11 protein-coding genes are annotated in these 13295 nt (G+C 45.5%); 10 read left to right on the top strand and 1 reads right to left on the bottom strand.

Features of this window, described 5'->3' with window-relative positions; genetic code table 11:
* The coding region (locus B0E43_RS31195) for an outer membrane beta-barrel protein (protein WP_077350064.1) at positions 1–1930 on the top strand (1930 nt) is incomplete at its 5' end.
* Positions 1931–2023: 93 nt separating this feature from the next.
* Here the strand turns inward: B0E43_RS31195 and B0E43_RS31190 are convergent.
* Positions 2024–2584, bottom strand: coding sequence for a fasciclin domain-containing protein (locus B0E43_RS31190; RefSeq protein WP_174567131.1), 561 nt, complete (start codon positions 2582–2584; stop codon positions 2024–2026).
* A gap of 177 nt (positions 2585–2761) precedes the next feature.
* On the opposite strand from B0E43_RS31190, the gene pheS reads away from it, so the two are divergent.
* The 9 genes from pheS to cobA all read left to right on the top strand — a co-directional run bounded on the left by pheS (position 2762) and on the right by cobA (position 13122).
* On the top strand, positions 2762–3790 hold the full coding sequence (pheS, locus tag B0E43_RS31185) for a phenylalanine--tRNA ligase subunit alpha (protein WP_077350062.1): 1029 nt from the start codon (positions 2762–2764) through the stop codon (positions 3788–3790).
* A 342-nt stretch (positions 3791–4132) separates the two neighbouring features.
* Positions 4133–6019 carry a molecular chaperone HtpG gene (htpG, locus tag B0E43_RS31180; RefSeq protein ID WP_077350060.1) on the top strand — a complete coding sequence of 629 codons (1887 nt, stop codon included), beginning with the start codon at positions 4133–4135 and terminating at the stop codon, positions 6017–6019.
* A gap of 163 nt (positions 6020–6182) precedes the next feature.
* A complete protein-coding gene (locus tag B0E43_RS31175) occupies positions 6183–6599 on the top strand; it encodes an Rrf2 family transcriptional regulator (protein WP_077350058.1) in 417 nt (138 codons plus the stop codon).
* Between the two features lie 74 nt (positions 6600–6673).
* Complete coding sequence (locus tag B0E43_RS31170; protein ID WP_077350056.1) at positions 6674–6952, top strand: DUF2061 domain-containing protein; 279 nt, start codon at positions 6674–6676, stop codon at positions 6950–6952.
* On the top strand, positions 6921–7625 hold the full coding sequence (locus tag B0E43_RS31165; protein WP_254423420.1) for a phosphoadenylyl-sulfate reductase: 705 nt from the start codon (positions 6921–6923) through the stop codon (positions 7623–7625). The genes B0E43_RS31170 and B0E43_RS31165 overlap by 32 nt, the downstream gene beginning before the upstream one ends.
* Positions 7626–7780: 155 nt before the next feature.
* Entirely contained in the window at positions 7781–8680 is a 900-nt protein-coding gene (gene cysD / locus B0E43_RS31160; protein WP_077350052.1) for a sulfate adenylyltransferase subunit CysD, read from the top strand.
* Between the two features lie 70 nt (positions 8681–8750).
* Positions 8751–10010 (top strand): sulfate adenylyltransferase subunit 1, encoded by a 1260-nt coding sequence (locus tag B0E43_RS31155; protein ID WP_077350087.1) that lies wholly within the window; start codon positions 8751–8753, stop codon positions 10008–10010.
* Between the two features lie 233 nt (positions 10011–10243).
* Complete coding sequence (locus B0E43_RS31150) at positions 10244–12343, top strand: HEPN domain-containing protein (RefSeq protein WP_077350050.1); 2100 nt, start codon at positions 10244–10246, stop codon at positions 12341–12343.
* A complete protein-coding gene (gene cobA / locus B0E43_RS31145; protein WP_077350048.1) occupies positions 12340–13122 on the top strand; it encodes a uroporphyrinogen-III C-methyltransferase in 783 nt (260 codons plus the stop codon). The genes B0E43_RS31150 and cobA overlap by 4 nt, the downstream gene beginning before the upstream one ends.
* Positions 13123–13295: the final 173 nt, after the last annotated feature.

Here is a 13295-nt window from a genome sequence, read left to right as displayed (position 1 = left end):
GGGTGGTGGAGGAAACAACAATTTCTTCGTTGGGAATACTGGCGGAATTGTTGCAACCAATGCCTTGGGTTTGAATTATTCAGACAAATGGGGATCAAAAGTCAATTTCACCGGGAGCTATTTCTTTAATAATTCCACGAGTACGCTTCAGCAAATCACTAATAGGGAAACAGTAGTAAATGAAAACCTGCGACAGTATTATCAAGAGAACCTGATCAATACGGTGGATAATTACAACCACCGGGCAAATGCGAGGATTGAGGCGGACTTGAATGAGAAAAATTCCATCATCCTGACTCCAAACCTGTCCTTTCAGACCAACAATACTTTCAGCGACAGGGATGCATTGACCTTGGCAAGTACAGGAGATTCACTTTCCGCATTGAGGTCAATTACAGATGCAGAAACGCAGGCCTTCAATATTTCAAACAACCTGACCTACCGATATAAATTTGAGAAAAAAGGTAGAACGTTTTCTACTGACATCTTTACCGCTTGGAATAATCGTGATCAAATGTCTGACCTTCTCGCTGCCAGCAGAGATTTTGGGAGAAATCTGGTAGACACTACCCTTCAGGAGACAGATGCCTTGAATGACGGATTCAATTACCGGATCAACGCGACTTTAACCGAGCCATTAAGTGAAAAATCGATTGGTACTTTGGGATACCAAGTAGGAAATAACAAAACTGTGGCTGATCAGAAAACTTATATCCTCGATGATGAGCGCAGACCTGTGTTGGATACGGCCTTGTCCAATGAATTTGACAACAAGTTTATCACGCAAAGAATACGCTCAGGCTATGCGTACAATACCGGCGGCTATAGCATTAATTTAAACTTGGATTACCAGTTTGCCACTTTGGATAATGAATCATTTTTCCCGACAGAAGGAGTTTTCAAAAGGGATTTTAGCAACATCCTTCCAAGCGCCAATGTCAATTTCAGAAATCGAGAAACCGGCTTCAGCTGGAGATTCCGATACCGAACCGATACCGAAGAGCCTAGGGTAAACCAGCTCCAGAATGTGGTCAACAACCAAAATCCACTGAATCTAAGTGTGGGAAATCCCAGCCTTGCTCAAAGTTTCAACCACAATATTTTCGCGAACATCAGCAAAGTAAATCTGGAGAAGTCCCGGACGCTGTTTATGTTCCTGAACTATTCAGCAACCAATAATTACATCGGAAGCAATACCTTCATTACTGCCCAGGATACGTTGATCAATGGGGAAATCCTACTCCGTCCGGGAGGACAAATCACCCAACCGGTGAATTTGGACGGAAACTGGAGATCCAGCTTTTTCCTGACTTATGGTGCTCCGATCAAAAAAATCAAGACCCAATTCAACACCAACAGCCGGGTAAGTTTCAACCGGATTCCGGGGATGATCAATGGTGACAACAACATAAATGACAACCTTGCGCTCAGCCAAGGCTTGACTTTCAGCTCCAACATCAGCAAAAACGTGGATTTCTCAATCCAATCCACCGGGACTTATAATATTGTCAATTCCAGTCTTCAACAGGATTTGGACAACAACTATTATCAGCAAGAATCCAACATCAGGCTTTATTTTTCCTCTCAAAACGGGAAAGTGTTTGTGGGAAACAATGTTGCTCACACACTTTACAGCGGATTGTCTGAAGGTTTTGACCAGAACTTCTGGTTGTGGAATATCGAAGGAGGATACCGCTTCGCGAAAAACAACAAGGCTGAATTGAAAGTCGTGATCTTTGATTTGTTGAACCAAAACAACAGTATCAGCAGAACCATCTCCGATGTGGCCGTGACCGACGTCTTTACCAATGTGTTGACCCGATATGGCATGCTGACCTTTACCTACATTATCGGGAATTTCAAGCAGCCGGAAGCACAGCCACAGCAGCCTTGGCAAATGGGGAGACCTCCGGGAGGAAGGACTTGGTAATAAAAGATTTGAGAATCGAGATTTGAAACAAAAAAGCCGTCCAGATTTAAATTGGACGGCTTTTTTTATTGCTATTGCAGAGTCTTTTGTTAGTTACATCTTAGGAAGCACTACTGAATCCACGGAGTGAATCACACCATTTGATTGGAATACGTCTGCGATCGTTACTTTAGACTGTCCTCCGTTTTCGTCAGTGATGTACAGGTCTTTGCCCTTCATCCAAGCGGTGAGTTTACCTCCTTGGACTGTGGTGAGAATCGCTTTTCCATTTCCTTTTTTGATTGCAGCGGCGATTTCTTTGGAGCCCATTTTACCAGCTATTACGTGGTAAGTCAAGACTGCGGTCAATTGACCTTTGTTTTCAGGCTTTAAAAGCGTTTCTACAGTCCCTGCCGGAAGTTTTGCGAAAGCTGCATTATCCGGAGCAAAAACGGTGAATGGACCCGCGCCCTGAAGTGTCTGGACCAAACCAGCTGCTTTCACAGCTGCAACCAGTGTTGTGTGATCCGCAGAGTTGACTGCATTTTCCACGATGTTTTTGGATGGATACATCGGAGCACCGCCTACTTCCACTGTTTTTTCCATTTGACCGAAAGCTGCATTAGCTGAAAGGAATACGAAGGCTGCGAAAGCCATTTTGAATAAGTTGTTCATGTTTTTATTGTTTTGGTTTTTCTGATATGGATGCACTTACGAGGGGGGATTTGAAGCTGGATTGAATAGAGTCAAAAAAATATTCAAGATTCCCTCCTGAGTCCGGCAGTTCCTGAATGACTTCTTCCCAAAAAAGCTCAAAAATGATAGCTTTGTGGCCTGATTAAATTTCATCCCATGTACCAGGAGAAAATCGAAGCGATAAAAGCTGCAATTGAAGCGGCAGATGCCAATACCCCAGATCAGCTGGAAGCTTATCGAATGGAGTTTATCTCCAAAAAAAGTGTGGTAGGCGAACTTTTTGCAGCCATGGGACAGATTCCAAATGAGGAAAAGCGAGTTTACGGACAAGTGGTAAACAGCGTCAAGCAGTTGGCGGAAGAAAAATTTCAGGCACTGATCGAAAAGGTAAACGCAGCCAACAAAAAATCAAAAACTGCCGATATTGACCTGACTTTGCCTCCTTCGAATTATCCCTTGGGAGGAATCCATCCACTTACCGCTACCCGTCAGCGCATCATTGAGATCTTTGAGCGGATCGGTTTCAACCTTTCCGAAGGGCCAGAAATCGAGGACGATTGGCACAACTTTACTGCCCTGAATTTCCCTGAAAATCACCCTGCACGTGAAATGCAGGACACTTTTTTCATTGAAAAAAATCCGGATATCGCGCTCCGTACCCACACGTCATCGGTGCAGGTGCGTGTGATGGAAAATCAAAAGCCCCCGATTCGTACGCTTTCTCCTGGAAGAGTTTACAGAAACGAAGCCATTTCAGCCCGTGCACATTGCATCTTTCACCAGGTCGAGGGACTCTATGTGGATGAGAATGTAGGTTTCGCGGATTTGAAAAACACACTGTATCACTTTGCCAAAGAGATGTTTGGCAAGGAGACCAAAGTGAGATTCCGTCCATCCTTTTTTCCTTTTACTGAACCAAGCGCAGAGATTGATATTTCCTGCCTGATCTGTGGAGGAAAAGGCTGTAATGTTTGCAAAGGAAGCGGTTGGGTAGAAATCGGCGGCAGCGGAATGGTGGATCCCAATGTGCTGGAAAACTGTGGAATCGATTCGAAGAAATATACCGGATTCGCATTTGGGATGGGGATCGAGCGAATTGCTATGCTGAAATACCAGATCAAGGATCTGCGACTGTTCACTGAAAATGACGTGCGGTTCCTGAGGCAGTTTAGGCCAATGCTTTAGGGCAAGAAAAGAAGCAAGAGGTAAGACTTAAGACAAAAGATCGAGGATTTAGGACTGAAGTAAAGAAGAAGGCAGGGTTATTCCTTACTGTCTTTTTTTTGATCATCAAACTTGAGGTTCCAAGGAATGTACGCTTGTGCCTGGCTGTATTGGGACAGCAGGGAGCCAATTTCCAGTTTATTTCGCGTAGCCTTTCTCAACTGTATTTCCAGCACCATATTTCTTTTGACATCACGACTTTGTGGCAAACCAAAATGCCATCTTGTCACTTTTTCACACTTGGAACAGGCATTGATAAGTCTCCCTTGTCAAATTTTGTGTTCAACTAAACCGAATTATACCATGCAGGAAAAAGGTTCGATCTCGATCCATACCGAGAACATTTTCCCTATTATCAAGAAATTCCTCTATTCTGATCATGAGATTTTCCTTCGGGAACTCGTCTCCAACGCCGTTGATGCGACCCAAAAAATGAAGCGCCTTGCGACATTAGGTCAGTATACTGGCGAATTGGGGGATGTCACCATCGAGGTGGCTTTTGATGAGAAAAAGAAAACAATCACCATCTCCGACAAAGGCCTTGGAATGACCTCCGAGGAGATCAAAAAGTACATCAATCAAATTGCATTTTCCGGCGCAACCGAGTTTGTGGAGAAATTCAAGGACGCCAAAGATGCAAATGAGATCATCGGTAAGTTTGGACTTGGGTTCTACTCCGCATTCATGGTGGCCAAAAACGTGGAAATCCACACACTTTCTTATCAGGAAGGAGCTGTTCCGGCGATCTGGACTTGCGATGGCAGCACTGAGTTTGAAATCAAAAAGGGCAAAAAGAAAACCCGGGGAACCGATATCATTCTCCACGTCAACGAGGATTCGGAAGAATTCCTTGACAAGTGGAAGCTTCAGGGAATCCTGGACAAATACTGCAAATTCCTTCCCGTTCCGATCAAGTTTGGCACCAAGTCCGAATCTGTAGAGGATGGAGTGGATGACAAAGGGGATAAAAAGTGGAAGTCCGTGGAAGTGGACAACATCATCAACACCACTTCACCAATCTGGACAAAATCACCTAGCGATCTAAAAGACGAGGATTACTTGGCTTTCTACAAGAGTCTTTATCCGATGGGAGAGGATCCGCTTTTCTGGATTCACCTGAATGTGGACTATCCCTTCAACCTCACCGGGGTGCTATATTTTCCTAAAGTGAAGAACGAATTCGAGCTTCAGCGCAACAAGATCAAGTTGTTCAGCCGTCAGGTCTTTATCACCGACGAGGTGAAGGACATCGTTCCTGAGTTTTTGATGCTGCTTCATGGGGTGATTGACTCTCCGGATATTCCGCTTAACGTGTCCCGAAGCTTCTTGCAGGCAGATGGAAATGTGAAAAAGATCAACAATTACATCACTAAAAAGGTAGCGGATAAGCTTTCTGAGCTTTATAAGAAAGACAGAAAAGCTTACGAAGAGAAATGGGGTGACATCGGACTTTTTGTGAAGTACGGCATGATCTCCGAAGAGAAATTCTACGAAAAAGGCAAGGAGTTTACTTTGCTCAAAAACACCAAAAACGGGTATTATACTCTGGATGAATACCGCGAAAAGGTAAAAGCCATCCAAACGGATAAGAACGATCAGACCATCTTCCTTTACGCAACCGATCTCAATAAGCAGGATAGCTTTATTGACTCGGCTAATAAAAAGGATTATGATGTCTTGGTATTGGATTCGCCGATTGACAGCCACTTTATTCAGCATATCGAAACTAAATTGGAGAAAACCCAACTGAAGCGTGTGGATGCTGATGTGGTGGAAAAACTGATCCAAACTGATTCTGGCTATGCTAATCTCCTGACTGAGGATCAAAGTAAATCGGTGAAGGAACTCTTCGAAAAGGCGATCAACAACAAAAACTACACAGTAGAGATCGATGGATTAAGTCCAGAAGAGATGCCTGTCACCATCACCATGGAAGAGTGGATGCGTCGTATGAAGGACATGGCACAGACCGGTGGCGGACCGATGAGCTTCTACGGCAGCCTTCCTGACAGCTACAAAGTCGCCATCAACGGCAATCATCCCCTTGTGGACAAAGTGCTGAAAGCCGAATCTGAAGCAGAGAAAGAAAGATTGGCGAAACAGGCTTTTGACTTGGCTTTGCTTTCTCAAGGGCTTTTGACTGGCAAAGATCTGACTGCCTTTGTGAAAAGAAGTGTGGAGATGATTTAGTCCAATTGACCTTTGAGGTTTCAAAAAACCCCGAAGGTCTCTAAGAATTCAAACCTTCGAGGTTTCTAAAACCTCAAAGGGTACTAATCCCCGGCCTTGGTCGGGGATTTTTAATTCCCCACCTCCGTACTAGGGTATTTCGATTTTTCTTTTATTTTTGATCATGCTTTCCAAAAAGACCAAGTACGCCCTGCATGCCCTGACCTATCTGGGCAAGCACCGTGAAAACAAAACTGTGTTGATCCAGGACATTGCCGAAGAACACGGTATCTCCCACAAGTTTCTCGAAAACATCCTGCTTGAGTTGCGAAAAGCAGGCTATCTCGGCAGCAAAAAAGGCAAAGGCGGAGGCTACTACCTGATCAAAGAACCTAAAGACATTCCTCTTTCGCGGGTGATCCGACTTTTGGACGGACCAATCGCACTCCTTCCGTGTGTCAGTCTAAATTACTACGAACCCTGTGCGGAGTGTAAAGACCAGGCCCATTGCGGGATCAACAAAGTCATGGCTCAGGTTCGTGATGAGACGCTTAAAATACTGGAAAACAAGACATTGGAAGATATTTTGCAGGGAGAATAAAATTTTTTTCTCATTTAGTCTATAATTTTTATAGGGTTTATATACTTTTGTTGTTCCTAGCCGTAAGAACCAACATGATTTTAGACCAATTTGCTAAAAAGCTTTTTTCCTCCAAGCCGGGAAAAGACAGCAATGCCAAGAGCTTGCTAAAAGCAATTTCCTGGAGGATAGTGGGTACGATCGACACGATTGTGATTTCCTATCTTATCACGGGGCAGTTGGTGATGGCGGTATCGATCGGTACTGTGGAGGTTTTCTCCAAGATTATCCTCTACTACCTTCATGAGCGGGTTTGGGAAAATGCAACAAAAGAAAAATCCAATGAGCCTGAAGCAGAACTTGTCAGATCTTGAAACCCAACTGAACTCGCTTTCGGCGGGAGAAGGACTGGCATTGATGGCTTCCCTTTTTCCGGAGAAAGTGGTCTTTTCAACTTCTTTGGGTCAGGAAGACCAAGTGATCACTCAATTGATCGCTTCGCAAAATCTGCCGATTCAAATATTTTCCCTAGATACCGGACGGTTGTTCCCAGAGACTTTGGAGCTTTTGGGCCGCTCGGAATCCCGGTACAAGACCCGGATCAAAGTATATTACCCGGAAACAGCTTCAGTTGAAAAGTTGGTGAATGACATTGGAATCAACGGTTTTTACGAATCCGTGGAAAACCGAAAATCCTGCTGCTTTGTCCGAAAAGTGGAACCACTAAAAAGAGCCTTAGCTGGAAATGAAATCTGGATCACCGGCCTGCGTGCCGAGCAAAGTGCCAATCGCGGCGGGATGAAGCGTGTCGAGTGGGACGAAGCCAATCAGATCATTAAGTACAATCCATTGCTGGATTGGACCTTTGACCAGATGATTGCTTATATCCATGAGCACAAAATTCCATACAATCCCCTTCACGATCAGGGTTTTGTCAGCATTGGCTGTGCCCCTTGTACCCGGGCAATCTTTCCCGGAGAGGACGCCCGAGCCGGACGCTGGTGGTGGGAGGATTCAAAGAAGGAGTGCGGGTTGCATGCTAAGTAAGACTCAAGAAGCTAGATGCAAGACCCAAGACTTCGCTATTCATCATTCGATGTTCGAAATTCGATATTGAAAAATTAAAAACAGTAACCATTTGAAATAAGGTTTAGATGCTTAGGACAAGCTCGTAAATCGTACCTCGTAAATCGTACCTCATTATGTCAAACCTATTCATACCCAATCCCAAAGAAGCAGAATCGATCCACATCCTGAGGGAAGTGGCGGCGCAGTTTGAGCGTCCGGTTTTGCTTTTTTCCGGAGGAAAAGATTCCATTACTTTGGTCAGACTGGCTCAGAAGGCATTTTTTCCTGCGAAAATTCCTTTTCCACTCCTTCATGTAGACACCGGTCACAACTTCCCGGAGACGATTGAGTTTCGCGATCAGTTGGTTAAAGAGCTAGGCCTGGAACTGATCGTTCGAAATGTTCAGGACTCCATCGATCAGGGAAAAGTGCGGGAAGAGCGCGGTCGCTATGCCAGTAGAAATACCCTGCAGACGACCACCCTTTTGGATGCCATCGAAGAATTCAAGTTTGATGCTTGCATCGGCGGGGCGAGAAGAGACGAAGAAAAAGCCAGAGCAAAAGAGCGCGTGTTTTCCGTTCGTGATGACTTTGGACAGTGGGATGAGAAAAACCAGCGTCCTGAGCTCTTTGACATGCTCAACGGCAAGATCCATGTGGGACAAAACGTACGTTGTTTCCCGATTTCCAACTGGACTGAACTCGATGTCTGGGAATATATCCGCACTGAAAATATTGCAATCCCGAGCATTTACTTCGCCCACAAACGCGAGGTATTCTTCCGCGACGGAATGATTTGGACTGCGAACGAACACGTGTACAGAGAGCAATCCGAATTGGTGGAAGAAAAAATGGTCCGATTTAGAACTGTAGGCGACATGACTTGTACTGCTGCAGTCCTTTCAGAAGCAGTCACGCTTGATGATGTAGTCGCGGAAATAAGACTCTCCACCATCTCCGAGCGTGGGGCACGCATCGACGACAAGCGATCCGAAGCAGCGATGGAGACCAGGAAGAAGGTCGGATATTTTTAGAAGTACAAAGTACCAAGTAGCTTTTCATTTCCCATAGACTATCGTCTATAAACTATTGACTCAAAAAATAATGGACATACAAGGCAGAAAACTCATCAAAATCGCCACAGCTGGCTCCGTTGATGATGGTAAAAGTACGTTGATCGGGAGATTGCTTTACGACACCAATTCCCTAACGACAGACAAGATTGAGGCAATCGAGCGAAGCTCCAAGCAGCGTGGATATGATTACCTGGACTTTTCACTCGCAACAGACGGATTGGTAGCTGAGCGTGAGCAGGGAATCACCATCGATGTGGCGCATATTTATTTCAATACGGATAAGACCAATTTCATTGTAGCGGATACGCCTGGTCACGTGGAATATACGCGTAACATGGTGACGGGTGCCTCCACTTCCAATGTGGCCATCATCCTGATCGATGCCCGCAAAGGAGTGATCGAGCAGACCTATCGCCACTTTTTCATCAGCAATTTGCTCCGCATTTCCCACGTAGTCGTAGCCATCAACAAGATGGATTTGGTAGGATACAGCGAGGATGTTTATCTGAAAATCAAGCATGATTTCGATGCCTTAGTGGCAAAAAGCAACTTCAAAGAAGAGCAGATTACTTTCATTCCCGTGTCTGCTTTGAAAGGTGAAAATGTCACCCGGAAATCCGATCACATGCCTTGGTATGTTGGAAATACGCTTTTGGACCATTTGGAAGTTTTGGAGCCTGCAGATTTGCTTGAAAGCTCCGTTCCGAGATTTCCGGTTCAATATGTTATCCGTCCAAAGACAGAAGCTTACCATGATTTCCGGGGATTTTCAGGAATGCTCTACGGGGGCAGCTTGAAAGTCGGTGATGCGGTGACCGTATTGCCTTCGGGAAATGAATCCACCATTAAAAGCATCCATTTCTTTGACCAGGAAGTGCAGGAAGCGGCAACTGAATCTTCCATAGTTATCACGCTGGCTACAGAGGTGGATTGTAGCCGAGGCGATATGATCGTAAAAAGTGACCAGTTGCCAAAAAGCGAAAAGAGCATCTCTGCCACCATCTGCCAGGTGAACAACAAGGCGCTGAAAGTGGGAGGAAAGTATATCCTGCAACACGGGATCAACCGGGTTTTGGCCAAAGTCGATCAGATCGAATCCAGAATTCATACCGATTTCACCGGAACTGAAGAAGCCGATCAGTTGAAACTCAACGATATCGGTCGGGTTCATTTCCGACTCAGCAAGCCGATCCATTTCGACTCCTATCACACCAGCAAGTCCAACGGGGCTTTTATCCTGATCGATGAGGGGAGTTATGACACGGTGAGTGTGGGGTTTATTGAATAGAACCAAGAATTAAGATTCAAGACGCAAGATATAAGACTTCAAAATTCATCATTCGATGTTCGACATTCGATATTGGTAATAATGAATTTCGAATGTTCAATGTCGAATAAAGAAGTAGTGAAGGTGACAAGTTGAAGAATTCGTGGATCAAACCTTTCCACTTTCCAACTTTACCACCTTTCAACTCAAATTAATCAAAGCACTATCCCCGAAAGGGAAAACCTATTATAGCCATGCAAAGCTTTCGAACTGAACTTGAAAACCCGATTGTAGAGAAGGATATTCTTGAATTGGAGCGAAAAATCGCCCTTTTCCGGGACGGGAAAATCGACGAGGAAAAATTCCGGAGTCTTCGCCTTGCCCGTGGAGTTTACGGTCAGCGCCAACAGGGCGTCCAGATGGTCCGCATCAAACTGCCTTATGGGCGAGTGACTTCCGCACAGCTTCGCAGGATTTGCAAGGTATCGGAGGAATACTCCATCGGACGTCTTCACATCACTACGCGCCAGGATATCCAGATTCACTTCGTCAGCTTGGACCGGACACCGGAGCTTTGGGCAGAACTTGAGAAGGACGATGTGACCTTGCGCGAGGCTTGCGGAAACACGGTGCGGAATGTCACTGCCTCCGAAACGGCCGGGATTGATCCCAATGAGCCCTTTGATGTGACTCCTTACGCGGATGCAACGTTCCGCTACTTTTTGAGAAATCCAATTTGCGGAGAGATGGGACGAAAGTTTAAAATGTCCTTTTCCTCATCCGATGAAGACAACGCACTGAGCTATCTGCACGATTTGGGTTTTATTGCCAAGGTCAAAGAAATCGACGGAAAACAGGTCAGAGGCTTCAAAGTGATGTTGGGCGGGGGCTTGGGTTCCCAGCCACGCCATGCCGATATGATCTCCGATTTTGTCGCGAATGATCAAATCATCCCTTTCACCGAAGCGGTACTTCGGGTTTTTGACCGACATGGGGAAAGAGCCAGAAGAAATAAAGCGAGGATGAAATTTCTCGTAAAAGATCTCGGAGTAGATGTGTTTTTGGATCTGGTGGAAAAAGAGAAAAAAGCCCTGAAAACCCAAATTTTTCCAATCGATTTCGAATCTTATGAGGCCGGGAAAACTCTACCAAATCCGGCGAGTCCTATACTTGACGGGGAATTGGGATTGGATTTCGAGCTCTGGAAGCAGACCAATGTTTTGCCACAAAAACAGGCTGGCTATGTGTCCATCGGGGTCAAAGTTTCTTTGGGAGATTTTTACCTAGATCAGGCTAGACCTTTGGCGGACTTGGTAGAGACCTATGCAGCGGGAGAGGTAAGATTGACTTTAAGACAGAATATCCTGATCCGCGATGTGCGGGAGGACTTGGTTCCTTTCTTTTATCAAGAACTGAAAAAGATAAGATTGGCCGACCGTGGCTACAATACACTCGGAGATATCACGGCCTGTCCAGGTACCGATACCTGTAATCTGGGTATCGCCAGCTCCACCGGGATTGCGGTCGAACTTGAAAAAGTGATCCTTGACGAGTATCCTCAATATTTGCAAAACAGAGATTTGGTAATCAAGATTTCCGGTTGTATGAACGCATGTGGCCAACACAACATGGCGCATATCGGATTTCAGGGGATGTCCATGAAAGCGGGTAAAATGGTCATTCCGGCCCTGCAGGTCCTTTTAGGCGGGGGAAATTTGGGTGATGGCAATGGAAGATTTGCCGACAAGGTGACCAAAGTCCCCAGCCGACGGGGCCCTCAGGCTTTGCGCGTATTGCTGGAAGATTTTGAAAAAAATGCCGGAGGAAAAGACTTTCTTGGCTATTACGATCAGCAGGGACAGATGTATTTCTATGATTTGCTGAAAGAATTGAGTGATGCTTCTACGGTAACTCAGGCGGATTCCGTGGATTGGGGTCATAATGAATCCTATGAAGTGGCGGTAGGTGTGGGTGAATGTGCCGGTGTGGTCATTGACTTGGTGGCTACCCTGCTTTTGGAGGCCTTGGAAAAACTCGAACTTGGAAAAGAGGCTTTGGAACAGGGCCGATGGTCTGACAGTATATACCATCACTATGCTGGCTTGATCAACGCAGCAAAAGCCCTTTTGCTCAGCGACAATACCAGCACCAACAGCTATGCAAACATCATTTCCCTCTTTGATGAGAAATATGTAGAGACAGGGAAGATCAATCTCGGAGGTACTTTTGCTGAAAAAGTCTATCAGATCAATCAGCATGAGCCAACTGAGAAGTTTGCAAATGCCTATGCTACCCAAGCCATGGAGGTTTACAATCTGTTGAAGTCATACCGCGAGGCGGAAGTGGAAGCATGAGAACGGATATCTTTCCAAAGGTTACCCTAGTCGGTGCAGGGCCGGGCGATCCCGAACTGATCACCCTGAAGGCGGTGTTTGCCTTGAACAAAGCCGATGTAGTACTCTATGATGCATTGATAGACCCTGTTTTATTGAAGCATGCGCCAGCAACTGCGTTGAAAATTTTTGTTGGAAAACGTGTTGGAAAGCACTCTACACCCCAGGAAGACACCAATCAGCTTTGCGTAAACTTGGCAAAAAAGCACGGCCATGTCGTACGACTAAAAGGCGGTGATCCTTTTGTCTTTGGACGTGGTGCTGAAGAAATCGAATACATTGAATCCTTTGGGATTGCTACCGAATTGATTCCTGGGATTACTTCGGCAATTGCCGTTCCGGCATCGGCTGGAATTCCGGTGACCAAAAGAGGTGTTTCGGAGAGTTTTTGGGTGGTGACCGGAACCACTTCTTCCGGCGAACTTTCCCGAGATTTATCCTTGGCAGCGCAGTCTACAGCCACTGTTGTGGTTCTGATGGGAACCAGAAAGTTGAGAGATATTGTCAGAGTTTATCAGGATTCTGGAAAACCTGATTTGCCGATTGCAATCATCCAAAGCGGAACAACCAGTGAGGAAAAGATCGTGGCAGGTTATATCTCTGACATCGAGCAGCGGGTGAAAGAAGCTAAAGCCGAAGCTCCTGCGATAATTATCATCGGAGAAGTGGTGAAGGAAAGCCAAAAGCTGGCGGAAGTTTACAGGGAGGCGGTTTCAGTGATCAGTTTGCAATCGCAGTGACCAGTTTTTAATGCTCAGTTTACAGTCGCAGTAGGTAGGGCTCAGTGAGCAGGGATTAATAGGCAGTCGTGTCAGTCCCGATTGCTATCGGGAGGAGTCGAAGCCATTATCAGTAGGCAATCAACAGTTTGCAGTTGCCTTTGGATTGGAGCTAACTTTACAACTTTACTCTT

Origin of the sequence: Algoriphagus sp. A40, from assembly GCF_002002735.1 — a bacterium.
Lineage (GTDB): Bacteria > Bacteroidota > Bacteroidia > Cytophagales > Cyclobacteriaceae > Algoriphagus.
Note: the sequence above shows the minus strand (reverse complement) of the source record. Positions and strands in the feature narration are given on the sequence as shown.

Excerpts from the sequence above, each read along its gene's own strand:
- B0E43_RS31155 (WP_077350087.1), top strand. The coding sequence starts at position 8,751 with ATGGACATACAAGGCAGAAAACTCATCAAAATCGCCACAGCTGGCTCC.
- pheS (WP_077350062.1), top strand. The coding sequence starts at position 2,762 with ATGTACCAGGAGAAAATCGAAGCGATAAAAGCTGCAATTGAAGCGGCA.
- cobA (WP_077350048.1), top strand. The coding sequence starts at position 12,340 with ATGAGAACGGATATCTTTCCAAAGGTTACCCTAGTCGGTGCAGGGCCG.
- htpG (WP_077350060.1), top strand. The coding sequence starts at position 4,133 with ATGCAGGAAAAAGGTTCGATCTCGATCCATACCGAGAACATTTTCCCT.
- cysD (WP_077350052.1), top strand. The coding sequence starts at position 7,781 with ATGTCAAACCTATTCATACCCAATCCCAAAGAAGCAGAATCGATCCAC.
- B0E43_RS31175 (WP_077350058.1), top strand. The coding sequence starts at position 6,183 with ATGCTTTCCAAAAAGACCAAGTACGCCCTGCATGCCCTGACCTATCTG.
- B0E43_RS31165 (WP_254423420.1), top strand. The coding sequence starts at position 6,921 with ATGAGCCTGAAGCAGAACTTGTCAGATCTTGAAACCCAACTGAACTCG.
- B0E43_RS31150 (WP_077350050.1), top strand. The coding sequence starts at position 10,244 with ATGCAAAGCTTTCGAACTGAACTTGAAAACCCGATTGTAGAGAAGGAT.
- B0E43_RS31170 (WP_077350056.1), top strand. The coding sequence starts at position 6,674 with ATGATTTTAGACCAATTTGCTAAAAAGCTTTTTTCCTCCAAGCCGGGA.
- B0E43_RS31190 (WP_174567131.1), bottom strand. The coding sequence starts at position 2,584 with ATGAACAACTTATTCAAAATGGCTTTCGCAGCCTTCGTATTCCTTTCA.